The organism is Planctomycetia bacterium (assembly GCA_016795155.1).
GTDB lineage: Bacteria > Planctomycetota > Planctomycetia > Gemmatales > HRBIN36 > JAEUIE01.
In genome coordinates this window covers 1-23,510 of sequence record JAEUIE010000010.1, presented here as the reverse complement: position 1 = coordinate 23,510, position 23,510 = coordinate 1, and the positions used below count along the sequence as shown (strand labels likewise).

General features: G+C 53.5%; 18 protein-coding genes and 1 pseudogene. 9 read left to right on the top strand and 10 right to left on the bottom strand.

All coding sequences use genetic code 11. The annotated features are described in order from the left end of the window. The first annotated feature begins 49 nt into the window (after window positions 1–49). The 3 genes from JNJ77_04725 (at window position 50) to JNJ77_04715 (ending at window position 3,369) form a co-directional block, all read left to right on the top strand. Complete coding sequence (locus JNJ77_04725; GenBank protein MBL8821870.1) at window positions 50–820, top strand: class I SAM-dependent methyltransferase; 771 nt, start codon at window positions 50–52, stop codon at window positions 818–820. A 137-nt stretch (window positions 821–957) separates the two neighbouring features. Then, window positions 958–2,496 (top strand): serine/threonine-protein kinase, encoded by a 1,539-nt coding sequence (locus JNJ77_04720; GenBank protein MBL8821869.1) that lies wholly within the window; start codon window positions 958–960, stop codon window positions 2,494–2,496. Between the two features lie 78 nt (window positions 2,497–2,574). Continuing rightward, entirely contained in the window at window positions 2,575–3,369 is a 795-nt protein-coding gene (locus tag JNJ77_04715) for a ThuA domain-containing protein (protein MBL8821868.1), read from the top strand. Between the two features lie 197 nt (window positions 3,370–3,566). Here JNJ77_04715 and JNJ77_04710 read toward each other — a convergent pair whose 3' ends face one another. From JNJ77_04710 to JNJ77_04700, 3 genes are read right to left on the bottom strand one after another with little or no spacing between them, the layout of a single operon-like run. Then, window positions 3,567–4,160 carry a hypothetical protein gene (locus JNJ77_04710; GenBank protein MBL8821867.1) on the bottom strand — a complete coding sequence of 198 codons (594 nt, stop codon included), beginning with the start codon at window positions 4,158–4,160 and terminating at the stop codon, window positions 3,567–3,569. Further along, the gene (locus tag JNJ77_04705; GenBank protein MBL8821866.1) at window positions 4,141–4,371 is read right to left on the bottom strand and encodes a hypothetical protein; all 231 of its coding nucleotides are present in this window, start codon (window positions 4,369–4,371) and stop codon (window positions 4,141–4,143) included. The genes JNJ77_04710 and JNJ77_04705 overlap by 20 nt, the downstream gene beginning before the upstream one ends. 28 nt (window positions 4,372–4,399) lie before the next feature. Further along, window positions 4,400–5,581, bottom strand: a complete 1,182-nt coding sequence (locus JNJ77_04700) for a terpene cyclase/mutase family protein (protein MBL8821865.1) — start codon at window positions 5,579–5,581, stop codon at window positions 4,400–4,402. Window positions 5,582–5,816: 235 nt separating this feature from the next. On the opposite strand from JNJ77_04700, the gene JNJ77_04695 reads away from it, so the two are divergent. Next, window positions 5,817–9,344 carry a hypothetical protein gene (locus JNJ77_04695; protein MBL8821864.1) on the top strand — a complete coding sequence of 1,176 codons (3,528 nt, stop codon included), beginning with the start codon at window positions 5,817–5,819 and terminating at the stop codon, window positions 9,342–9,344. Window positions 9,345–9,438: 94 nt separating this feature from the next. Here the strand turns inward: JNJ77_04695 and JNJ77_04690 are convergent. Further along, window positions 9,439–9,744, bottom strand: a pseudogene (locus tag JNJ77_04690) (transcriptional regulator). A 222-nt stretch (window positions 9,745–9,966) separates the two neighbouring features. Between JNJ77_04690 and lpxD the strand changes: the two are divergent. The 3 genes from lpxD to JNJ77_04675 all read left to right on the top strand — a co-directional run bounded on the left by lpxD (window position 9,967) and on the right by JNJ77_04675 (window position 14,165). Then, window positions 9,967–11,001 carry a UDP-3-O-(3-hydroxymyristoyl)glucosamine N-acyltransferase gene (lpxD, locus tag JNJ77_04685; GenBank protein ID MBL8821863.1) on the top strand — a complete coding sequence of 345 codons (1,035 nt, stop codon included), beginning with the start codon at window positions 9,967–9,969 and terminating at the stop codon, window positions 10,999–11,001. A 3-nt stretch (window positions 11,002–11,004) separates the two neighbouring features. Beyond that, entirely contained in the window at window positions 11,005–11,874 is an 870-nt protein-coding gene (gene lpxI / locus JNJ77_04680; protein ID MBL8821862.1) for a UDP-2,3-diacylglucosamine diphosphatase LpxI, read from the top strand. A gap of 113 nt (window positions 11,875–11,987) precedes the next feature. Then, window positions 11,988–14,165: a hypothetical protein gene (locus tag JNJ77_04675; protein MBL8821861.1), complete on the top strand. Its 2,178-nt coding sequence runs from the start codon at window positions 11,988–11,990 to the stop codon at window positions 14,163–14,165. Window positions 14,166–14,190: 25 nt separating this feature from the next. On the opposite strand, the gene JNJ77_04670 is transcribed toward JNJ77_04675, so the two are convergent. Further along, on the bottom strand, window positions 14,191–16,170 hold the full coding sequence (locus tag JNJ77_04670; GenBank protein ID MBL8821860.1) for a YXWGXW repeat-containing protein: 1,980 nt from the start codon (window positions 16,168–16,170) through the stop codon (window positions 14,191–14,193). A 387-nt stretch (window positions 16,171–16,557) separates the two neighbouring features. Here JNJ77_04670 and JNJ77_04665 point away from each other — a divergent pair, with 387 nt between their 5' ends. Beyond that, the gene (locus tag JNJ77_04665; GenBank protein ID MBL8821859.1) at window positions 16,558–17,169 is read left to right on the top strand and encodes a PEP-CTERM sorting domain-containing protein; all 612 of its coding nucleotides are present in this window, start codon (window positions 16,558–16,560) and stop codon (window positions 17,167–17,169) included. A 235-nt stretch (window positions 17,170–17,404) separates the two neighbouring features. Here JNJ77_04665 and JNJ77_04660 read toward each other — a convergent pair whose 3' ends face one another. From JNJ77_04660 to JNJ77_04640, 5 genes are all read right to left on the bottom strand, one after another. Beyond that, window positions 17,405–17,839, bottom strand: a complete 435-nt coding sequence (locus tag JNJ77_04660) for a hypothetical protein (GenBank protein MBL8821858.1) — start codon at window positions 17,837–17,839, stop codon at window positions 17,405–17,407. 143 nt (window positions 17,840–17,982) lie between these two features. Beyond that, a complete protein-coding gene (locus tag JNJ77_04655) occupies window positions 17,983–19,494 on the bottom strand; it encodes an arylsulfatase (GenBank protein MBL8821857.1) in 1,512 nt (503 codons plus the stop codon). A 403-nt stretch (window positions 19,495–19,897) separates the two neighbouring features. Continuing rightward, window positions 19,898–20,737 (bottom strand): helix-turn-helix domain-containing protein, encoded by an 840-nt coding sequence (locus JNJ77_04650; protein MBL8821856.1) that lies wholly within the window; start codon window positions 20,735–20,737, stop codon window positions 19,898–19,900. Window positions 20,738–21,523: 786 nt separating this feature from the next. Then, window positions 21,524–21,703: a hypothetical protein gene (locus JNJ77_04645; protein ID MBL8821855.1), complete on the bottom strand. Its 180-nt coding sequence runs from the start codon at window positions 21,701–21,703 to the stop codon at window positions 21,524–21,526. A gap of 131 nt (window positions 21,704–21,834) precedes the next feature. Further along, window positions 21,835–22,356, bottom strand: a complete 522-nt coding sequence (locus JNJ77_04640) for a hypothetical protein (GenBank protein ID MBL8821854.1) — start codon at window positions 22,354–22,356, stop codon at window positions 21,835–21,837. Window positions 22,357–23,040: 684 nt separating this feature from the next. Between JNJ77_04640 and JNJ77_04635 the strand changes: the two genes are divergently transcribed. Continuing rightward, on the top strand, window positions 23,041–23,510 hold a 470-nt coding region (locus tag JNJ77_04635; GenBank protein MBL8821853.1), incomplete at its 3' end, for a hypothetical protein.

The following is a 23,510-nucleotide window of genomic DNA, read 5'->3' as shown; positions in this document are numbered from 1 at the left end:
TGAAATTCTCTGCCATGATCATCCATCGTCCGGATGACTAGGATTGACAATGTTGCCAACACCTCAGCAAATGGAAGAGTTGTTTCGTCAAAAATATGGCGATCCGGCGACCACAGGCCCAGCACCCCGACGTCGATACCGATTTGGGCATTACTCACCAGCCGATTATTATGAAGCTACGGTCCGTCAGGCGGTAACGCAGGGAATAGTCTGGCTTGATGTAGGAGGGGGACATGCCATCTTTCCCGAAAACCCACGGTTGTCAAAGGAGTTAGTCACGCGTGCTCAGCATGTAACGGCACTCGATCCCAGCGAGAATGTTCTCAAGAACGAATTGGTACATGAAAAAGTGCAAAGTCTTCTGGAAGACTATCAGCCGGAAAAGCAGTTTAACCTGGCCACCATGAGAATGGTGGTTGAACATGTGAGCACACCAGACGCATTTGTAAAAAACCTGGCCCGGCTGCTTAAGCCCGAAGGTATTGCAGTAGTCTTTACCGTGAACAAATGGTCGCCGTTGACACTTCTTTCCAGAGTGATCCCTTTCAGATTACATCACCCCATCAAGAAAATGTTCTGGGGTGGCGAAGAAGAAGATACCTTCCCGGTTCAGTACCGGATGAATACCAGGCATCAATTAAAGAAATTGTTCGAAATGAACGGCTTCCAGGAAATTGCCTTCAACAAGCTGGATGATCTCTCCGTGTTCAGCAAGTTCCGAATGATGAATTACCTTGAATTACTATTCTGGAGATGCTTTCGATTGGTTTGTCTTCGATACCCTGAAAACTGCCTGTTAGGAATCTATCAACGGGTTTAACGGGTTGTAATCGAGCATGCGAGTGTATTGATCGAAAGCTTACCAGTCAGGATATTCCAGAACAGAGTTCGTTTAGTTTGTTGAACTAAACCCCAGCAGACGTCATGATAGTGTCAGTGGTTATTGAGTAGAAATAGATGCACCCTGAGAACGCCAACAAAATACCGGCATCTGCTGCAGAACCACAGACGGTTTCTCAAGGGGATACTCTCGATCAGCAGAACACGGCTTTCACCGTTGTCGATATGCCCAATCACCAGCGGTATGAAGTCATTGAACTGGTGGCACGCGGCGGCATGGGTGTGGTCTACCAAGCCAGGCATCGGCATCTGGATAAGCTGGTAGCCATCAAAATCACGCAGGGCAGGCACTCCGCAGAACGCTTTCTCCGCGAAGCCCGCATGCTGGCCAAAATCAAATCTGCCCATGTGGTTGCTATTCATGATTTCGATGTCCTGGCCGATGGTTCCCCCATGCTGGTCATGGATTGGATCGAGGGAACTGATCTCTCCAAAAGAATTAAAGAAAAACCCGGCGGCATGGAGGAATCGGAACTGCTGCCCATCATGCGTCAGGTGGCGCAAGGCATGGCGGAAGCGGCTGACCTGGGCATCATCCATCGTGATCTGAAACCGGCTAACATTCTGATCGACCGGCTGGGCAACGCACGGGTGGCAGACTTTGGACTGGCTCGAGGCACCATGGATCTCAGCCACCTGTCCATGACGGGTGACATCATGGGCACGCCCCACTTCATGGCGCCGGAGCAGGCGGAGAATCCTAAACACGTCGATACCCGTGCCGATATCTACAGCTTCGGCGCCACCCTTTACAAAGCACTCACCGGCAAGTTTCCTTTTGATGGTGAATCGGTCTTCTCCATTCTGTGCAAGCACAAGTTTGATCCGCTCGTTTCGCCCCGGTCGCTGAATCCGAAAATCTCGGCACGGATGAATGAAATCATCGAGCGGTGCATGGCCAAGTCGCCTGATCAGCGATTTGCATCGTTTAAGGATCTGCTGTCACAGCTTCAGTCATCCAACACTCAGAATGCCTGGGAACAGGATGAACCTGAGCTGCAGGAGATCATGAAGGCATACCAGGCTCGCCGGGCGTTTTACCTGAGTGGCGATCATGCCAGCCTGGCACAAACTCCAGATCGCTACGAATTTCCCGATGGCAAAGCATTGATGGTGGTTTCGGGAAATATCATCGACCAGCAGGTAGGGGCCATCGTCAGTTCCGATGATAATTACCTGACAATGGGTGGTGGCACGTCAGCAGCCATCAAGCGCGCCGCTGGACCGGAGTATGCACTGATGGTGGATCGGCTCAGCCCGATTCGTCACGGGCGGGTGGCTGTCTCTACCGCAGGCAAACTTCCCGCCCGCCTGGTCTTCCATGCTGCAGTGCTTGATCGCAGTGGCTTGAGTGACCGGGAACTCAGTAAAGACCTGATTACGGAATTGATTCATCACATCATCATGCAGGCTGATACTTACCGCATTACTACGCTGGCAATACCCCTGCTCGGCACCGGTGCTGGTGGTTACCCGCAAGGTGTCTGCCTGGATACGATTTTCTACCAGTTGGCAAAGGTTCTCTATTGCGGGCTGACTGGCGTGGAGGAAGTGAGGATTGTGCTCTATCCAGAAGTGCCATCCTTGCGCCATTGAGGTATCTATCGTGATCGAGATTGATACACTTTACATGTTGAACTGCCCACCTGCTCTGCATTCCCATCTGGAGCGATCATGTTGCGATTGTTATCACTGCTGTGCGTCGTTTGTCCATTGACACTGAATGCACAAGACCGCAAGCCCATCCATGTGCTTATCATTACCGGCGATCATGGACATGCCTGGAAAGAAACTACCCCGTATCTTCGCGACTTGCTCAGCGGGGCTGGCATGAAGGTGGAAGTGACCGAAACACCGAGCACCGATCTTACCGAGAAGAACCTGGCTCGCTTCGATGTACTGCTGCTCAACTACAAGGATACCCGCAATGGCACACCCGCTTCGCGCTGGACCGATGCGAACAAACAAGCTTTTACGGATGCTGTCAAATCAGGCAAGGGACTGGTGGTTTATCACCACGCCTCCTCGGCATTTGTGGGCAATGCAGCATTTGATGCCGAGTTTGAAAAGATGATCTCTGGCGGATGGAGAAAACAGGGCAACCACGGCAAACGACATGAGTTCAATGTCACCATCCGCAAGAATGACCACCCCATTACCAGGGGCATGCCCAGTGAGTTTGCCCACAGCAACGATGAACTGTATCAGAACTCGAAGATGTTCCCCGACAGCACCACGTTGGCTACCGCATTCTCAGACAAGAAGATTGACCCGAAAAACTCCGGCCGTGAAGAACCGGTGGTCTGGGTGGCGATGTATGGCAAGGGTCGGGTGTGTGAGAATGTGCTCGGCCATGATGTCGCTGCAATGAAGAGCAGCTCGGGATTCCAGGCCTTGCTGCTCCGTGGCATCGAATGGGCCGCCACGGGTGAAGTGCAAAGCGCGGTGCCGGGAGAGCTGAAAAAGTAATATGCCTAATCCACTGCAACAGCCGGGAATACGTCTCGGCCTGCTGTTGGCAGTCATGATATTTCTTGGACTTTGGCTTCACGTTTACCGCTGCCCTGCTCGTTCTCAGCCTTAAGTACTGGCGCGATCCTATACAAGGCATGCAGATGTCAAATTCCATGAGACAGGTATTATGCCTGTAATCAATGAGCGACCTGCTACCTCCCTTTTCGCATCACATTCTTCATGCACTGTTCAAAGTCACGAATCAGAGAATCATCCTGAAGCAATTCGCTGAATGTATCCAGCCAGTGCAGAATGTGTTGCTTATCCACCTTATGGTGATGCATCAGCATGGTGCTGATATCAGCAAAGTCTACAGGTCTTCGTGCAACAGCTTTCATGATGATGATATCTTCAACACGTGGCAAAGGTACAGTCAGCCTCTTCAATCGTTTTGAGTGACGATGCGCCAGTGCCTGTTGTTCGAACTCGGATGATCCAATCGAGAGGTCAATTGGAGTACTGGAGGGTAAGTGTTTGAGAAGAAAAACCATGGATTCCTGGGCAAATGCCAGGCAATCACGCATACGTGGCTCAATGCCGAAAGGTTTTCCACTTTTGAGCAAGGCTTTCCATCGATCATGAGGAATGGTCATCACGGCATCAACATCTCGTGTTGCTCGGGGACGACTCAGCAAGCTGACTGCAAATCCACCAATAATCATGAAGGAAACATGTTCTGATCGCAGCCAGCGAATCAAGGCAGCAACAGCATCGTACAGTGATTCATCAGTTCTTTTTTTTGCCACGTTTGATCTTGATCCATCGTTGTCGAACTTCCTTTAGTTCGCGCTCTTCCTGCCTTGAAACAGGTAAAGCCTTTGCAAACTCCTGAAGCGAACAGATTTCTTCCAGCTTCTCATGAGCGGTTTGAGCAACTGCTATGGCCCGCTCGCGACGGGCCAGCATCTCCCAGCCGTGCAGTTTCTTTTTCCAAAGGTCCTTTTGCTGTTGGTTCATAACAGGTTCGACATCCAGTTCTTCGAAGCTACTTCTTCTGTGCCCGCTTGAGTGACATCAGAACGTAAGCGGTGCCGTACGATTGATGATAATTGTAAAGCGGGTAATCCCACCACGATCCATCCTTTTCCTGCAATGGCAGCATCACTTTGGCGAGATGTTCCTGATAGAAAGGCCGGTCTTTTTCGGGCAGGGCTTCTATACAGAGTGCGCCATAGTAGTGGCCATAGTAGAAGAAGTAGCCTGCGATCTGGAAGTAGGCTTCATGAGGCACCGGTCGCTTGCGGCCAATGTCGAGCCAGAGGTTGCGAGCATAAAGTCGATCGAGCCAAGTCTTGAAGACGGTGTCGTCGATAGTTTTATCGCCCCAGAGTTTCAATGCCAGGTTGCAGGCCTGTGAGCGGCCCAGGCTGCCTGCCGGTCGATTGATCGGCATCATGGGCTTATACTTCAAATATTCGCCGTACAGATAGCTGTTGTCCTTCTTGCGTTGTCGTTCAATCGAAGCAACGGCACGCTTAATCAGCTTTTCGGGAGTTTTGACACCCAGCTCATCCGCTTCCTTGAGAGCAATCAGCACCGTGGCAGTGATGAAACTGGTGGCATCGGTAGCAGGCTTTTGTGTACCTGCCTTGAAGTCGTAATACCCCCAGCCTCCATCGACCGATTCAAACCGTCCCAGCAGATCAATCTGGTGAGCGATGGCGGCTTCGATTTTCTTTTGCCGTTCCTTGTCGTTAGGCAATCGCTTGTGCATGCGCACCAATGCCTTGATGCCATAGGCATGGCCCCAGATGTTGTAGATGACATCGGGGGTATCACGACGAAGATGAGGCAGCTTTTCAAAAATCCACTGTTCCCCCTTTTCGAGTGCTTTGACAGCAGCAGGGTCGCCGGTGGCTGTTTCACACATGGCACAGACTACGAGAGCCGTGCAGCCACCCCGGTAAGCCAGATGCGAAGCTGCCGTCGGTGCGTAGATATTCAGGTCTTTGGTATTGCGGGCATCGCCCCAGGAGCCATCTTTATTCTGATGATCGACCAGGTAGGCAATGCCGCGTTTGATGGCATTGTCTATTTCGCCGGAGGAAGCGGGGTTTTCCACTTTCTTGGGCTTGGGGAGAACGTCTTCCTTATCCTCTTTGGCCGGTGCAGCATCCTGAACCGGAAGAAAAAGGCAGGCAGTCGTAAACCATATGAATAAGGACATGCAAACAGTCCTTTCGCAGAAAAAAGGTGTGATTAGATTCTATGATGCCATGCCACAAGGGTAACCAGCTACACTAATAATGAGGGAGGCTCTCCCCGGTTTTTCACTTCTATTCTGTACGGATGAACATCCATTGCAGTGAAATGAGCCAATAAAAGAGGGATGAAAGACACTATTTGCGGTACGAAACGTCAGCATTCAGGTATAATCCATATGCCCGTCGTTTGAGGTGGTTATGAGCAAGTCTGCACAGTTACCTCGCATCCGCAGCAAAGCCCGGCCTGCCAGTCAGCGGCCACAACTGGTGGAACGTGAACTGGAACGTGCCCAACTACGCCTGCGTACGGTAGACACCATCTATTCCATCTGTCTGCTCGCAGGTGGCGTGCTCACTTATCTGCTCATCATTATCGGCCTCGATTACTGGCTCCACTTAAAGGATGGCGTCAGGCAAGCTTTGTGGGCAGTGGCAGGTATCGGCGCTCTGGCCTTCATCGGCTGGAAGATTGCCTATCCGCTGCTTCAGCATATCAATCCGTATTACACGGCCCGCATGATCGAAAAAGCGACGCCGGGCAGCAAAAATGGCATTATCAACTGGCTTGATCTGCGTAATGAAAAGATCAATCCCATCGTGCGCGACTCTCTCAGCCGACGTGCCGTACATGAACTCGATTCTGCCAATATGGAAGAAGCGATCCCCACCCGTAAGCCGATTCGCACGGGCATTATTCTGGGCGTGATTCTGCTGGCAATCATTTTCGTTGCATTCGTACTGCCCGATCAGATCGGCAGCCTGTTCAAGCGGGCGCTGTTCCCGTTCAAATCGACGATTATCCCCACCCATACCCGCTTGGAAGTACTCAAGCCGGTAGAGGAACCGGTGCCCGAAGAAGATGTCAGCACCATGCCCATCCGGGAAGTAATGGTGGAACGAGGCCAGCCGGTAGAATTCCGCGTGCTGACCCACGGCAAGATACCCGAAGAAGTGGTGATGGAATCGCAGGCTGCAGGCGACAGACTGCCTATGGTCAAGCCGCTTCGACAGGATAAGAGTGGCGACAGTTCCCAGCCGTGGCGCGTGGCCCTTTCCAGCAGCGATATCCCTGTTGATGGTTTTGAATTCTGGTTCCGTGCCAACGATGGCATGACTCGTAAGTTCAAGCTCGTGGTGGTCTCACGCGTGCCACCATCGGTCAGCGACCTGGAAGTGAAGCTGAATTATCCTGCGTACACCAAACGACGGCCAACGATTCAGGGCATGGGTCCTATTCGTGCCATTCAGGATACCGTAGTCGACCTGGAAGTTACCGCAGATCGCCCTGCTGCTTCCGGCGAACTCGAAGTGATTGAAGAACAGATGGCAGATGATGGCCGCATCATTGCCAACCGCAGACAGACGATCAAGCTGGTTCGGCCGGTTAACAAATCGGATGACAACCGGCTGGCACTGGCTGAGCCATTGCGACTGATTCCCGGCTATGTCAGTAAGGACGATAAGAAGCAAAAATTCTTTTACCAGCTTGCACTGGTCAGTCCGGAGAATTTGACGGGATTGTCTCCCAAGTATCCTCTCGAAGTGACCAGCAACCTGGCGCCGCGCGTGGAAATCCAGAAGATCAAGGACACCACGCTGGCCAAGGATCAGAACGAGCTTGAAGTGGAAGCCAATGCGGTGCTGCCTGTCTCGGGCATTGCCCATGATGATATAGCTGTCGGGCAGGTCTCGTTCAAATTGAAAACATCGGATGGCCGCGATCTGTACTTCGTGGGAAAGGCTCCCATGGAAAAGAACCTGCAGAAAGCTAATGGCTTTACCTCGCCGCCGGTTCCTTTCCTGTTAACGCTTGATCTCAGCAAGCTGACGTACGACAACCAGTCAGAAAATGCCAAGCCGATCCAGCTCAAGCCGGGCACCATCGTGGAAATGGTAGTGGAAGCTGCTGACACCTCCGAGCCTGTGGCCCAGGTAGGGGTATCGCAGTTGATTCGACTGAAGCTCAAGGGTGAAGCCAACCAGGAACAACGCAACGAGCAGCAGAAGCAGGCTGATAAACAGAAGCAGCAGCACGAACAGCAGAAGAAGGAAAGAGAACAGCAGCAGCCGGAGAATAATCAGCAGGAGAAGAATGAAGATCAGCAGGGTGATAAGGGTGACAAACAGCAGGGTGAGAAATCCGAGAAACAGTCGGGAGAGAAAGGCAACCAGCAGTCTGGCGAGAAGGGCGAGAAGCAATCAGGCGAGAAGTCGGAAAAGCAAACTGGCGAAAAGGGTGACAAACAGTCAGGTGATAAGGGTGATTCGAACGAAAAGCAGGGAGAAAAGGGAGATAAGCAATCCGGCAACAAAAACGAAAAAGGTGACAAGCAGTCCGGTGATAAGTCTGACAAGCAGTCAGGCGATAAAGGTGATTCGAACGAAAAGCAGGGAGAAAAGGGAGATAAGCAATCCGGTAACAAGAACGAAAAAGGTGACAAGCAAGCCAGCGAGAAGCAAGGCAGTGAAAAGGGTGACAAGCAGGCTAACGAGAAGGGCGATAAGCAGAGTGGCGAACAGTCATCCGAGAAGCAGTCTGGCGACAAGAGCGAAAAAGGTGACAAACAGTCAGGTGATAAGGGCGATATGAACGAAAAGCAGGGTGACAAGGGAGATAAGCAATCCGGTAACAAGAACGAAAAAGGTGACAAGCAAGCCAGCGAGAAGCAAGGCAGTGAAAAGGGTGACAAGCAGGCTAACGAGAAGGGCGATAAGCAGAGTGGCGAACAATCATCCGAGAAACAGTCTGGTGATAAGAACGAAAAAGGTGACAAGCAAGGCAGTGAAAAAGGCGATAAACAGGCCAACGAGAAGGGTGACAAGCAGACCGGCGAACAATCGTCCGAGAAACAGTCTGGTGACAAGAACGAGAAAGGTGACAAAGAGTCTCGGGACAAGAACGAAAAGAGTGACAAGCAGGGTAATGAAAAGGAAGATAAGCAAGCCAACGAGAAGGGCGATAAGCAGACCGGCGAACAAGCATCAGAGAAACAGTCTGGAGACAAGAACGAAAAAGGTGACAAAGAGTCTCGGGACAAGAACGAAAAGGGTGACAAGCAGGGTAGTGAAAAGGGAGATAAGCAAGCCAACGAGAAGGGTGATAAACAGGCTGGCGATAAGCAAGGCAGCGAAAAGGGCGACAAGGGAGATATGAACGAAAAGCAAGGTGATAAATCCGCTGAACAGCCTGGCGAAAAACAGGGCGATAAACAGGGAGACAAACCCAGCGAGAAAACCAGCAAAGATAAAGGCATGCCTGGCAGTGGCCAAGGCACCGATCCGCAGGACAAAGGTGATCTGAGCAAGATTCTCGAACAGGTTTCCAAGGATAACCGTGCACCCGAGAAATCGAACTTCAATGCCAAGCCTGCTGCGGCCAAGGATGATCAGAAAGGGCAGGAAGTCGACCAGGAAGCTGCCCGCAAGCGAGAACTGGCGCTCGATAGCCTGGCAGAGAAACTCAAGCGAGGCGACATCGACCGCAAACTGGCGGACAAGATGAAGGAACTGAATCTCACGAAAGAAGAAGCGCTCAAGATGGTGCAGAACCAGCAACTGCAGCGCGTGCGAGGTACTGGCAAGCAATCCGATCAGGGACCGGGCAAAACACTGACCAGCGGCCGTCGCACCACCGAGCAGATCATCGACCCCGCAACCGATGTACCCGATGAGCTTTCCTCATCCTATCAGCGGTTCACGGAGAAGCGGAATCAGCCGAAGCGGTGATCACTGAAAGGCAAAGTCTTCATCGCCGAGCAGTCGTAGTTGCTCGGCATTTGCTTGACTTCACTTGCTTCCTTGATTCAAGTTTCCCGGCTGTTTCCTGCAACAGCACTTCAGCCGGTATTCCCAGACCGTTTACCAGTTTACGGATCATAGTCAGGCTCAGATCACGCTGGCCATGCAGCACTTCCGAGACCTTGCACTTGCTGCCCAGAAACGGAACGAGATCTTTCGCTTTCAGATTCTGCTGATTCATGCGAAAGCGGATGGCTGTAACAGGATCGGGTAGGTTGATGGGAAAAGCTTTCTCTTCGTAACTATCCACCAGTAGCAAGAGCAGTTCAAGTTCATCACCTTTCGGTGTGCCTGGCTTGGCATCGAAAATTTCTTCGACGCGCGCCATCGCAGCTTCGTACTCCGCTTGGGTCTTGATCACTTTTTGGTTTCATGGCTGTGTACCCTCAGATCGTTTGTGCATCCGGGCTAACACACCTCTTAAAGCATAACCTATTGGGCACTTTGTTGAGGGTACAGCCAGTTCCCCTTGCCCCTTTTCTCTCCTTGGTTTAGGCTAAGGCACGATTCATCGACATTTTCTTCCACACCAGGGCGAAAGGATGTGCCCATGGCGACGATACTCCCTTTACTGCGCATCAGCCAGATTGCCGAGATGGTTGGCGGCACACTCATCGGCCCGGCGGAAACGCCTATCACCGGTGCTCGGGCACTGCTCGATGCTGGTGAACACGATATCTCTTTTGTTGCCGATGACCGCCAACAGCGCAACCTGGCCCAGACGCGCGCTGCAGCCTTGCTGGCCAAGCCGGGCGTCAGGCACAACGATCTGCCTGTCATCGAAGTGGCTGATCCCTTTTCTGCCTTTCTGAAAATCTACCAGCACTTCCATCCTGAGTTGCCTGCCTTGGAATGCAGCATCGATCCGCGTGCGGTCATCGATCCCACTGCCCAGATTGGTGAAGGCTGTTACATCGGGCCGTATGCCGTCGTGGGTGCAGGGAGCATCATCGGCGACCGATGCAAACTCCATCCGGGTGTCACCATCGGCAGGCAGTGCAAAGTGGGTGATGACTGCATCCTCTATCCACAGGCTGTGGTGTATGATGGCTGCACACTGGGGCATCGCGTTATCCTTCACTCGCATGCTGTCATTGGTGCGGATGGGTTTGGCTACCGTCTCGATAAAGGCAAACATGTCAAGATTCCGCAACTCGCCGGTGTGGAACTGGCCGACGATGTGGAAGTAGGTGCAGGCAGCATGATTGATCGAGGCACCTTTGAACCAACCCGTGTGGGACAAGGCACCAAGATCGATAACCTGGTGCAGATCGGCCACAACTGTCGCATCGGCAAGCATAACCTGCTCGTCAGCCAGGTGGGTATCGGCGGCTCCAGCACTACCGGCGACTATGTGGTGATCGCTGGCCAGGTCGGCGTGGCGGATCATGTTCACATTGGCGATCAGGCGGTTCTCGGCGCCCAGGCCGGTGTGCCCAGCGATATTCCTGCCAAGACACGAGTGCTCGGTGCACCAGCAAGGCCCGAGCGAGATGCCAAGGTCATTCTGCTCAGCCTGGATAAGCTGCCCGAACTCCGGCAGGATGTCCGCAAAATCAAACAGCATTTGGGCATGACGGGGTAAGTCATGCAACGCAGTAATGCACCATTAGGATTACTGGCAGGCTGGGGACGCTTTCCGCTGGTGGTGGCGGAAAAGGCACGCTCCCTGGGTACACCAGTATTCTGCGTCGGCATCAAGCATGAAGCAGATCCACAGTTGGCTCAGCAGGTCGATGACTTTGCCTGGGCTGGTGTAGCCAAGCTGGGCCGCATCATCCGCCTGTTCAAGCAGGCCGGGTGCAAGAAGATTGTCATGTGCGGCAAGATTCACAAGCACAAGGTGCTCTTTGCCCCGTGGCGAATACTCAGCCTGGTGCCTGACCTGCGCTGCATCCGTTTCTGGTACAACCGTTCGCTGCGAGACAGAAAGGACGATACCTTGTTACTCGCCATGATCGCTGAATTCAAACGGGATGGCATGGAGTTCGGCTCCGCCCTCGATTTCTATCCCGATCTGCTGGCACCCGAAGGTGTGTTGACTCGCCGACAGCCCACGGCACGTGAAATGGCAGACATTTCCTTCGGCTGGGAAATGGCCAAGGAAATGGGCCGCCTGGATATCGGTCAAAGCGTGTGTGTCAAGGAAAAAGCAGTACTGGCGATTGAAGCCATCGAAGGCACCGATGCCTGCATCAAACGTGCTGGAGACTTGTGCCCGGCAGGTGGTTTCACCGTGGTGAAAGTTGCCAAGCCTCAGCAGGATATGCGTTTTGATGTTCCCACCATTGGCCTCTATACCATTGATCAGGTGATTCAAGCCGGTGCAACCACGCTGGCTATCGAAGCAGGCAAGACCATTGTGCTGGATCGGGAAGCAGTCATCGATATGGCAGATCGTTATGGTGTGAGCATTGTCGCCTGGCGCGAAGCCCAGGCACTGCGGCTGGCGGGGTAGAAAAGGGAGCTATCGGTAATAAAGCTGATGGATGTAGAGAAAATCAACTGTTGCGGACATACATTAACTGATTACCAAATAGCTGACAGCAGATAGCTGACAGCTGATAGCTTTTGGGGAGTCATCCTCTGAACGATCTGCTGACCAGTGACACAGGCTGGGACACTGCTGCAGTGGCCCTGGCCTGGGAAGGCTATTCTGAAGCGTTGCTCCGCAAGGTGGCGTCGGAGGCCATCAAGCCGCGCCAGAAACTGCCACTCGTTGAACTCAGGCAGAAGCTGATTGCCTGGCCACAGAATCCGCCTCAGGTGGATCGTCGCCTACGTGAACTGTCGGAAAGCGCTCGTACCCTTTTGTCCCTGTTACACCTCGGCAAACGTCATACCTGGCGAATGGGGACTCTTCTCGAACTGGTCAGTTGCCTCAAGGATGATGGAGCACAGGCAACCAGCGATGGGTTGAAAGTTGTCGAGGAACTGTTCCTGCAAGGCATGGTGATTGCAGCCCCTTCTGCAGAGCGTAGCCGCATCAGCAGTTTTGAAGAATGGCTCGGTCAGGGAGAAAAACACCAGTTTCGCATCCTGATCGATCCCGAGATTCTGTCTCGAGCAGCAGGGTATTGGAAATCGCTGCCAGAACTGTCAACACTTTCAACAACACCACCCGGGACTCCACGGGAAGCCGATGGGCTGGACTGGTTTCTTCGACTGGGTGCAGCCTGGCAAAGTCTGCATGATGCACCCGCCCGGCTCACGCAACAGGGAGCATTCTTCAAACGTGACCATGATCGCCTGATGGAAGATGCCCTTCTCAATCAGTCTGTTGCCGATCTAGCAGTGACTTTACCCCAGCAGGGGCATGCCGTGGTTGCTCTGGGGCTGGGACTGGGCCTGCTCGAACTGGATGATCTTCAGGTCAAGCGATCCCGTTATCCTGTTAGTTGGCTGCAGGGCTGGAAACCCGCATTAACCCACATGGTAAGCGTGTGGAGCGAATTGCATTCCTGGTCTGTGACAGATGGCTGGTGCGGCGTCTCTGCGGGTGCCCATCCCTGGTCGTCTGCGTTCATCGTCGTGCTCGGCTTACTGCAGCGGCTGGAGCCGGGCCAATGGACAACTCCGGCTGATCTTGCAGCTTGGCTGGTGAAGCATCATTGCTACTGGTCGCCTTTGGAACATCCGCCTGAACTGGCTGATGCCGTGCAGACGTTACTGCTGGGCATTCTCTACCCGCTGCGGCTGGTGCAAAGCTGCGAGTTGGAACCAGGCAAACATGCCGTCCGCCTGTCACAGGCAGGGCGAGCAGTACTCAGCACGAAGGAACCACTTGCTGTTCAAGAGTTCCCCAAGACGTTGCTCATTCAACCCAACATGGAGATGGTAGCCTACAGGCAAGGTCTGAATCCAAAGATGATTGCCCTGCTCAGCCAGGCTGCTACCTGGAAAACGCAGGGCACCGCCTGCATGCTGACACTCGATCAGCACAGTGTCCACCGGGGCATGGAGGTAGGCGACAGCTTTGAATCAATCAGCTCGCTGCTGGACCAGCATAGTGTGCATCCACCGCCGGGAAATGTGGTGGAGGCATTGCGTACCTGGGCCGCCAAGCGCGACAGGTTGACCGTGTACCAGGGTGTCAACCTGCTCGAATTTCTCACCAAGGCTGATCTCGATGAAGCGCTGGCACGCGGCTTCCAAGGTGTGGTGCTGGCGGATCGTTATCTGCTCATCGAGCAGGAAGATGATCTCGATTACCGCCATTTTCGCACACTGGGCACACGCGATTACACCCTGCCCCCCACGCAGTGTGTCAATGTTGCAGAAGATGGTGTGACGCTGACGGTGGACCCGGCACGGGCCGATCTGTTGCTCGAAACCGAACTGCTTCGCTTCACCCAGCCTTCAGTAGTCAATGATCAGAGGCTCTATCGCATTACCTATCAGACACTCGATCAGGCTCGCACACAGGGGCTGAGCCTCCGTTTTCTGAGCGACTGGTTTGGGCAGCGAACCGGACAGCCCCTGCCCCACTCGGCTCGACTGCTTTGGTCAGACCGCAGCACGAATCAGGTGCCACTGGAACAGGTACTCATTCTTCGAACGGAAAGTGAACAGCAGGCCGATGGTATGATGCAATGGCCCGAGATACGCAACCTGATTCTGGAACGACTGGGGCCAAGTGTTTTGCTGGTGCATGCTTCGCAAGTCAACGCACTGCGCATGAAGCTGGCAGAAATTGGCCTGCACCTGAATGACAGTCTGGAGGGAAACAAAGAACCCTCCCGTAGTTGAATGCCGGGAGGGTTAAAGGAAATGGTTATCGTTTGCCGCCCCCGCCTCCACGTGCTCCGCCGCCACCACCGCCGCCGAAGCCGCCTCGCGAGCCACCCATGCTGCCCCCACCGAAGCCACCGCGAGAACCTCCCATGCTGCTGCCGCCCATGCTGCCGCGGCCAATACTGCCGGATGATCCGGGATTAAAACTGCCCCGACTGCTGCCCGTGGAGGGAAGCATGTTACGTGTGCTGGAGCTGCCTCCACTTGGTGGCAACATCGAGCGGCCTGTATCGGGAACCGAGCGTGAGGAACGGGACATGGAGCTGTCAAGCGAACGTGCTGAATCACGAATACCATCAAAGCTGGACGAAGAGCGTCGGATGGTATCTCCCACACCACGGCCCGCATCGCCCGTAGAGCGTAAACCATCTGAAGATCGGCTCACGCTGCCTCGGCTTAGTTGATCTGCAGGGGCATTGCGAATAGCACTGTTAATCTGGCTTCGCAAAACCGATTCAGAATTGCCCGCCAGGCTGGGTCGACTCGAAGGAAGCCGTGCAGTAGTAGTCGGGTTCCTGGCGATATCGCCTGCATTGCGATTGAGCGCTGCTGAACGAATGGCGGAGCTTAAATCTCCAGTGGTGTTGGCTCGATTTGCAGAAGCTGCCCCAGGAGTTTTCCGAACACTATCCGGCGAAGGCAGATTGCGGGCAACTTCCTGATTCCGCAACACATTTTTCGCAGGCTGCACCACAGTATTGCTGCTGGTCTGCTTCAAGGCCTGGTTGACATCCTGAATGGCCCGGCCACGCTGCAGCCGGTCGTTGAATTGCTGCCCGGCACGTTCGCCGCCAATCCGGCTAACCAGATTCGTGGCATTATTCACAGTCGTTTGGTTGACTCCGGTTCTGCCTGCAACATTGCGTCCCAGTGCTGTCTGGTTGAGTTGTCGGCCTGGGCCGGGAATTACCCCCAGGCTGCGGGCAGCAAAATTCTGCTGAATATTGTTTCGCCAGCCTGGATTACCTCGGTTAAGCCAGCAGTATTGCCGGAAACAGTTGTTGTAATACCCACGACCGCCAGTCCAGCACCAGGGCCGATAGCCGACGCCCCACCAGAGTGGTCCACCGAAGTTGCCAAACCAGAAACTGCCATACCCCGGTCCGATGAAGAGGTTGTTGTAGAATCCACCGTAGCCACAGCCCCATCCGCCGCCGAAGCCAATGTTGATGCCGAAGGTCGGGCAGAATCGCCAGCCAGGTGTCAACCATAGTGGTTCAGTGAAATAAACAGGAGCATAGAGCAAGCCACGGTCTTCGAAACAATAATCCCAGTAGCCCGGCACATAGCGATAACCGTTGCCGGTGTAGTTGTACTGCCCGGGGTTCCAGAGCATGTTGTTTTCGACTTCACCCCAGTAGCCAGGCTGCCAGACATACTTTTCATCGCGGAAGACCCAGTGCCCCGGAATCCAGATGGCATCACCGTGTGGTGCTGGAACATTCGGACCTTCTTCCACCGACTTGGGTGGTTCAGGCAAATCAACTCGCCAACTGTTTTCGTTGCTCGGTTTCCAGTAGCCGGGGATATAGCGGTGCTGGCCATTCTCCACTTTCCATTCACCCGGTGACCAGACTCGGCCTGGAGGGGTGTTACGCCAGAAACCGGAGACCCAGATGAAGTCTTTCTTCTCGACATCCCATTGCCAGTAACCACCAATCCAGGAAACATTATCGCCTGAAGGTTTTTCCTCAGGCGGCAATTCAGGAACGGGTGGAGGCGGTGCTTTCGGTGCAAAAGATGTATCTGCTGCCCCGCGCACGCTGGCACCGGGGTTGGCAAAAGCTTCATGCACCGGCCCACGGTTTTCTACCTGCATTCCCTTAGGCAATTCCGCCGGGGCATCGACCGGAGGTTTAGCCGGTGGCACCGGTGGAGCAGGTTCCTGCCCACTGGCTGCCAGTAATACCGATGCCCCTGTGAACAGGCATAAGACGAGAAGTCTACGATGAAGTTTCATGAATGCCCCCCACTGCACGCATTACTACAGTCTAACTCGAAGACGTTGTGATGCCAAAGACTTGCGCCGAATATTGGTATTCTACGCTGATCTGTACGCGGAATATTACGTTTGCATAGAGGAAATGTGTGGTTTTTGCTGTACCAGCGTCCGTCGCGAGCGGATGGGTGGCATTGCTTCACGAGTACGTGAAGCCGTGACACGGCAACCATGGTGTAAAACAGAGCCACCCGAGCCGAGTTACAAGGATGGTCGAGCAGTCTAAACTCGAACAGATCGTGGATCAGTGATTTGAAAAAACTCCAAGCGGTTCCGGGGGAAACTTCGCTAAACCTCGCTTACTTTCTCATAGGGAAAAATCCAAACCACCAAATGCAGGAGATAACGATGCTCAGACTGATCCGAGCTACCATGCCAACATTACTCTTCTCCTGTTGGCTTTCGACTACCGCCTTTGCTCAAAACTTTGTCGTCAATGGGACGTTCAATGACAGCGTGCCCAGTAATGGTACGGGTGGCAGTTGGACAAGTTCGACCATCGGAAGTGGTGGCTGGGCTGCCACGGGTGGCAACCCTGGCGGTTGCTTTACTCTCAATGAGAATGGATTTTTTCCGGATCCCAGGATTGAACAAACCATTACTGGATTGTCTATCGGGCAATCGTACACCGTAACCGGTGACTATCAGATTCACGTTGCTCTCGGCAATCCAGCCAATTCTTTTGGCGTTCTGCTCGATTCGAATACCCTCCTTCAACTCGGTAATCCTGGAGCGACCTGGACTCCCTTCACCGTCAATTTCGTTGCAACTAGTTCCAGTCATCTGATAGCGTTTGAGGCTGAACGAAACGGCTCCGATCATTCTTACATGATTGACAACATCAGCGTGGTCGCCGTCGTACCGGAACCCGCTAGCTGGGCAATGATAGTCTTAGGCATATCTGGAATGACGGCACTGAGTTGGAAAAGTAAGAATCGCCGCTACCTGACTATGCTGTGACCACGCGAAAGCGGTCTAGTTGTACTACCAGCGTGGATTGTTGGGTAGCATCTTCCAATCAATCGGAACCCGTCCCACGGTGGGGGTAGCTCGATAGTCGCATGCTCAACGGTACTGAGTGCCAATCTGTGCTTGGCTAATGCAATAGGCAATTGTTCTGTTGAGTCATTCCATGCCCGCAGCATAGTCAGCCGGACATACCGGCAGACAATGGCACCCGAGCCAGTCTGAGAGATCAATTCTTCTGTGTGGAGCTTTCGGCAGGACGAATTCCACAGACAGCAAAGTAGCCGATGGTGTAAAGTACTACGGTCGAGTCGAGTGCGAACGGGACCCAGAACCCGTTCACGAACGGCTCGGATGCGTTGGATGCCACGAGCCACACCATGAACGCCTTCTCGATTGCACTGTACAAGAAAATGGGCAGTCGCCAGGCGGGTACCACAGCCGCCGCCATCATGGCTACGCCCATGAGGCAAACCATGATGCCCCAATGCTGGATGATGATGGTGTAATCCTGCAGGTAGGGGAGTTTGCCGATGTTGGGCATCGTCCAGGCCGGCGCGAACGCATAGAGCCCCACCAGAGCGGTTCCCGCACCGGTGAACAGGAAAAACGGCTTGACCGTCTTCGTGAAGAATGACTGAAGAGGCTGAGTGGTAGGATTCATTGGCAACCTCATATCTCTTAACCGGACTAACTTGCGAAGTACGACATAGATGGCAAACGTGGCCCGGTTGGCAACCGGGCCACGTAATGGTTATTCGCTCACTTCCAAGGCAGTAGAGGAACAGAGCGGTCGCTCCGATTCGCTTAATGTCCCGCACCGCCACCTTCTTGCAACTTCTTGAGGATGGCATCCACGTTGAAGCTGCCTGGCTTCTGGCGTGGTGGGAACGCTTTAAACGACTCCAGGTGCTGGCTGACGAAGGCAGCGGCCGGCAGCAGTACGAAGGCGTGATCGACGCGCCAGCGGTTGTAGTCGCCAGCTTCGTGGTCGGCCCGTTCAAACGGATCAGTGCGGAGACAGAACAGTTTCGGGAATCGGAGGGTCACCAGAGGTTCCTGCCAGACTTCCAGGCCGTGGCCCCGCTGTTCCATGAAGACGATCTTCCAGCGGTCGTAGCGCAGGTTGCACAGGCTGCCGTCGTCGGTCCAGTAGAAGAACTCGCGGCGTGGAGATTCCTTGACTTCGCCTTTGAAGTAGGGAATCAGATTGTAGCCATCGAGATGGACCTTGTAATCACGGCCGATCGCCTTGTGGCCCTTGAGCAGCTTTTCCTTGACATCCGGTTCACCAGCTGCCGCCAGCAGGGTCACGAGCATGTCTTCGTGCGAGCAGATGCCATTAAACACCGTGCCAGGCTTGATAACGCCCGGCCAGCGGATCATGCAGGGCACGCGGTAGCCACCTTCCCAGTTGGAGTTCTTTTCATTGCGGAATGGGGTGCTGCCGCCATCGGGCCAGGAGAAGCATTCGGCACCGTTATCGGTGGAGTACATCACAATCGTGTTGTCGGCGATACCCAGCTTGTCGAGCTTGTCAAGCAACTGTCCGACGTGTCCATCATGTTCGACCATGCCGTCCGGATAAACACCCAATCCAGTCACATTCTGAGACTCTTTCTTCAGGTGGGTCCAGATGTGCATCCGGGTGGAATTCCACCAGAGGAAGAAGGGCTTCTCGGCCTTCACAGCGCGGTCGATGAAATCCAGGGCACCTTTGGTGACTTCTTCATCAACGGTCTTCATGCGTTCGATGGTCAGAGGACCAGTGTCGGTGATCTGCCCATTCGCGAAGGACTTGATGACGCCACGTGGTCCGAACATCTTCTTGAGTTGTGGATTCTTGTAGTAATCGGGATGTTCGGGTTCCTGCTCAGCATTGAGGTGATACAGATTGCCGTAGAACTCGTCGAAGCCGTGGTTGGTAGGGAGGTGCTCATCGCGGTCGCCCAGGTGATTCTTGCCATACTGGGCGGTCATGTAGCCGTGATTCTTCAGCAGGGCTGGGATGGTGGGGTCCTTGTCGGAAAGACCTTCCTTGGCTCCGGGCAGGCCCACTTTGAGCAAGCCGGTGCGGAAGGGGCTTTGGCCGGTAATGAAGGCAGCTCGACCTGCCGTGCAGGATTGCTGACCGTACCAATCAGTGAAAAATCCACCTTCCTTGCCGACGCGATCAATGTTGGGAGTCTGGTAGCCCATCATTCCACGGTGGTACGCGCTGGGGTTGTTCCAGCCGATATCGTCACCCCAGATGATGCAGATGTTGGGCTTCTTGCCATCCTGAGCGCTCCTGGCCATCACTTTGTTGTTGTGGGCCATGATCGCGAGTGCCGGGCTGGTTCCCTGGCTGCAGCATGAAACGTCATCCGACGGTGATACTGCCGGAATAGTGGAGCGGTTGTCCGACGCCGCCTGAACGCGATTATTGAAACTGAGATGCCCGGCCCCGGCAGCCCAACCCAGGACTGCTCCCACGGCCAAAAGCACGAAGGTCGCAAACTTCGATCGACTGAGCATAAAGCCCTCCACGTAGTGCAACTGTAAGTGTTTGCCCACTGTGTAATGGCGAAGTGAGTTCAACCGTCGATTAATAGATCGAACGCTTCAAAAAACGATGTGGACACGAGTTTAACGTAATAGTCTCACTGATGCTTGTAAATCATTAAATACCCGAATATCCAAAATTGGCAAAATCTCAACGATAGCTTCATCTTCACCAAAGTCAGCGGCTACCCTGGTCGTTACGTTTCCAGGTATTTCTCGGCAACTCTCCAAAGTGACGGAAGTAATCAGCAGCGAAGTTACCAAGATGGACAAAGCCCAAAGTGTTCGCAGCATCCCTGACAGAAGCAGTTTCTTCCTGTTTAAGCAAGTCGCGCACCTTGTTCAGACGCAACACCTTAAAAAAGGCCATATGCCCATGACCATAGCGTTCATGGAACGCCAGTCGCAGAGTTCGACCACTCACTGACAGTTCCTTGCAGAGATCAACGCTGCCGATGGCTTTGCCGAGGTTGGCCCTCATGAACTCTTCCGCCTTGGAGACAAGTTGCATCCTGCTGGAATAAGAGAGATCTTTCCTGTAGTTAACTTCTGGAAAAAGCATGTTGATGAGTGAGCGCAGTAGTTCTTTTTCGAGACGCATACCTTCGATAGTCTGAACGATACCCGGGTAAGCTGCAACGTTGGTAACCCAATGCTTGATGACCTGGTTGAATCTGTCGAAATGGGCCGGATTCACCGAGGCTACGGACCAACCCCGGGGAAAGATAAGCTGTTCGGTATGGAGGAGTTTGCACGCAATATCCTGCAATTCCTGAGGATGCAAATAGATGCCATAACTACTGGATTGCTTGCCCGTAAGGTGATTGACATGAGTCCCGGGGCCGTGTACCACCACCTGGCCCGGAACGAGTCTAATCCCGCGCCAGAGGCTGGTAGCGTTCTGGGCCAGCACCGGATAAATCGCCATCAACCCGGAAGCTTCGTCTCCCCGCATCAATACCTGCTGATTGCTATCCGCAAACACAACTCGAGAAGTCTTGCCCAGGACGAATTGCATTCTCCCCTGGAATGTACCACGGGAGATCTGTTCCAATCGACCATGGAAATGGGGAAAAACTGGTAAGCCTTATCGAAATCAGTCAGCGGAATAACCTGGTAGCCATGGATTGCCCCAGAGGACGCAGAAGGAGAAAATGCATTGTGATTCATCAGGGACCAGGCGCTTTCGAATAAACTCTGTTGAGACTATGCATTCTTGCGAACTCAAATTATTTCAGCTGTATGCTGTTTCAATTGAAACATGGGTAACATATTCGTTTCCGCAGGTGGTCTGGTTTCAACCTGGCTTCAAAGGAGCCAGTACACCTGGTGCTCTCAGCGCTATCCGACAGGTACGTCATCTTGCTGGGCGTATAACCGAAAAAGCGACTCCTGACGGAGTCGCTTGATGGGAATAAACACACCTTACCTCAAATACGCAACTGGCTTATGGAGTGCAGGTCGAACAAGCGGCCTGCTTCATAGCCCAGGGACAACCAAACTTGATCTGCAGGTTGAAGAGCAGTGCATGGCTCTCCATATCGATCCCCACGCGGGCGTTGGGGAGTTGTTCCACTGACCCCGAGATCGAATTGGGGAAACCATAGGCGTATCCGATCGAAGTCGAGATGTTTTCCGTCAGGACGAGCGTCGTCCCCACAGTCAAGGTGTGCTGAATGATGGCAGGAGCTCGGGTGCCATCGTTTGCAGGAACTGCAACTAACGATGCCGGGGAACATGATGGCTTTGTCCTAGTCAGGTCGAGTACGACCAAACCAGGGCACCCGGCGCGTAGTTTCACCAGTCACTCGTAACTGCCCGACGCTTCGACAGCGAACTTGAACAGCCCCAACTCGCGGAAGAACTGGGCGATCCTGGCCATGTCGCTGTTGTGAAATTTGTGTCGCTGCAGCACCTTTCGCTCTTTATTGACGATGCAAATAACGCTAGTCTTCTTGTGGAGGTCGATGCCGACGTACTTCATGAGTTGCTCCTGGTGTGGAGGGTTGAGGGCTTGAACTACCTCGATGCTACCACGGTCTCCAGGAACTCTCAGTACCCGATCGACCTCCTTTCATAGTTTCATGCTACCTGAACTCACACCGTTTCTGCTCGTTACTTACCCGCCTCCACCCTGAGCGACTTCATGAACGCCTGCGCCTGTTCCCCCTTGGCCCAAACGAGCGGACCCGAGATGGTGATCTGAATGAGACAATCTTCTCGAAGCACATGTCGGGTGTAGTAGATGCCACCATCATCAAGGGTGAACTCATAATAACGGGTGGGCAGCTTATCTGTGCCAATGGTACTCTTGAGCATCTTGCTCGCTTTTGTTCCTCCGAGAGAAGCCTTGGTTCCCAGATAGGCCGTGTCGAGAGCCTTCTTCACTTTTTCTTCGTCTTGGAGATTGATCTTGGAATTGAACATGCTGACATTCAGTACATAGCCTTTCTTGCCGTTGTCCTCGCTCAGTACATACTGCTCGTTATTCTTCGATGATTCCAATTTGGGTTTGGCAGGGAAAAGGACCGAACACCGGCCCTTTTGACAATTCACCTTTTCGTCAGCCGCTGATACGTCAGCCGTTGCTACCGTTATGCTCAGAATCAAAACCAAGGACGACAGAGTAAACCGCATGACATGCTCTGAAGAGGAAGCTTTTAAAAAGGTCGGTGTCATCTCACGATGTATCAGCGTGATTTGTAAATTATAAGCTCGGACGCCATCGTTTGCCAGTACTGTGCTTCACGAAGACGACATGGTGTGTCAGCACTTTGTAGGTCTGTAACTGTCCTTTGGATGAGGGTGGGCCCCTCGGTATCGGGTTGCAGGACTTGGTATCAAATCACCAACAGCGGCTAGGCAGGAGATCGGTCGTGAGCGTGTTGGAAAAGGGCGGACATGATCCGATCAGATGTCGGTCAGGAAGACGAACGCAACGTAACTGCTGCGGAGGCGCTAAAGTGCCATGCCCGCCCTCAAGGCGGGCATGGTGAATTTGGATACGGTGTCCAACCACACTTACCATGCTCACCTAGGGGGTGAGCATGGCACCCAGGCAGCAGGGGAAAGACATTATCAGAGCGGGTGCTGCCTGAACTCCACATCCTAGCATTATCGCCAATGCGGAAATAAACGATTTACGCGAGTACATCGTACCCTCCGTGCATAACAATTGTGCCGGTTCCATCGACTGTTCAAAGTCCCTTAATGTACGGTAACGTCCTGTTTATCCTAAAACGGCAAGGGTTGATCCCGTGGGGCAGACGATGAATTAGCTAACTTCCCCACTTTTTTCGATTCCATGGATGGATCCCGAAAATGCATGCCTTTCGTTGGTTACTCGCTTCAAGCTGCATCGCCGCCGGCTTCTCCGCAGCCCAGGCACAGGGCGTGCTGGATAACGCCTCAGCCAGCTCTATCCCGGTTCAACCTGAATCGATTGTGATTGCACCCAACTCGGACGCTGCACCAACCCCTGCAAACAGCAACGTTGGTGATTCCTTCTGCCAGTCTCGGTTCGATTCGCTGTGGAATCGCCCGACATTGACCGGTGACTGGAACGGATTGCGTCCGCGTCTGCAGGAGCAGGGAATCACCATTGGTGGTAATATCACTCAGTTTGGTTTCGGTGTTGGTGGGGGAATCAATCGACCGGTTCCGCCACCCTTTGCACAAGGAGACGCCTTCGCCTACACGGGTCGTGGAGAGTATCAAGCGCTCGTGGACCTGGAAAAATTTGGCGGTATGCCCCAGGGAAAATTGCTGATTGGTCTGCAGCACTGGTGGGG

What these genes read in the sequence shown, in the direction of transcription:
- JNJ77_04720 (MBL8821869.1), top strand. Translation starts at nt 958, where the DNA reads ATGCACCCTGAGAACGCCAACAAAATACCGGCATCTGCTGCAGAACCA.
- JNJ77_04700 (MBL8821865.1), bottom strand. Translation starts at nt 5,581, where the DNA reads ATGTCCTTATTCATATGGTTTACGACTGCCTGCCTTTTTCTTCCGGTT.
- lpxD (MBL8821863.1), top strand. Translation starts at nt 9,967, where the DNA reads ATGGCGACGATACTCCCTTTACTGCGCATCAGCCAGATTGCCGAGATG.
- JNJ77_04705 (MBL8821866.1), bottom strand. Translation starts at nt 4,371, where the DNA reads ATGAACCAACAGCAAAAGGACCTTTGGAAAAAGAAACTGCACGGCTGG.
- JNJ77_04645 (MBL8821855.1), bottom strand. Translation starts at nt 21,703, where the DNA reads ATGAAGTACGTCGGCATCGACCTCCACAAGAAGACTAGCGTTATTTGC.
- JNJ77_04695 (MBL8821864.1), top strand. Translation starts at nt 5,817, where the DNA reads ATGAGCAAGTCTGCACAGTTACCTCGCATCCGCAGCAAAGCCCGGCCT.
- JNJ77_04640 (MBL8821854.1), bottom strand. Translation starts at nt 22,356, where the DNA reads ATGCGGTTTACTCTGTCGTCCTTGGTTTTGATTCTGAGCATAACGGTA.
- JNJ77_04655 (MBL8821857.1), bottom strand. Translation starts at nt 19,494, where the DNA reads ATGGCCCACAACAACAAAGTGATGGCCAGGAGCGCTCAGGATGGCAAG.
- JNJ77_04725 (MBL8821870.1), top strand. Translation starts at nt 50, where the DNA reads ATGTTGCCAACACCTCAGCAAATGGAAGAGTTGTTTCGTCAAAAATAT.
- JNJ77_04660 (MBL8821858.1), bottom strand. Translation starts at nt 17,839, where the DNA reads ATGAATCCTACCACTCAGCCTCTTCAGTCATTCTTCACGAAGACGGTC.
- JNJ77_04650 (MBL8821856.1), bottom strand. Translation starts at nt 20,737, where the DNA reads ATGCAATTCGTCCTGGGCAAGACTTCTCGAGTTGTGTTTGCGGATAGC.
- JNJ77_04715 (MBL8821868.1), top strand. Translation starts at nt 2,575, where the DNA reads ATGTTGCGATTGTTATCACTGCTGTGCGTCGTTTGTCCATTGACACTG.
- JNJ77_04665 (MBL8821859.1), top strand. Translation starts at nt 16,558, where the DNA reads ATGCTCAGACTGATCCGAGCTACCATGCCAACATTACTCTTCTCCTGT.
- JNJ77_04670 (MBL8821860.1), bottom strand. Translation starts at nt 16,170, where the DNA reads ATGAAACTTCATCGTAGACTTCTCGTCTTATGCCTGTTCACAGGGGCA.
- lpxI (MBL8821862.1), top strand. Translation starts at nt 11,005, where the DNA reads ATGCAACGCAGTAATGCACCATTAGGATTACTGGCAGGCTGGGGACGC.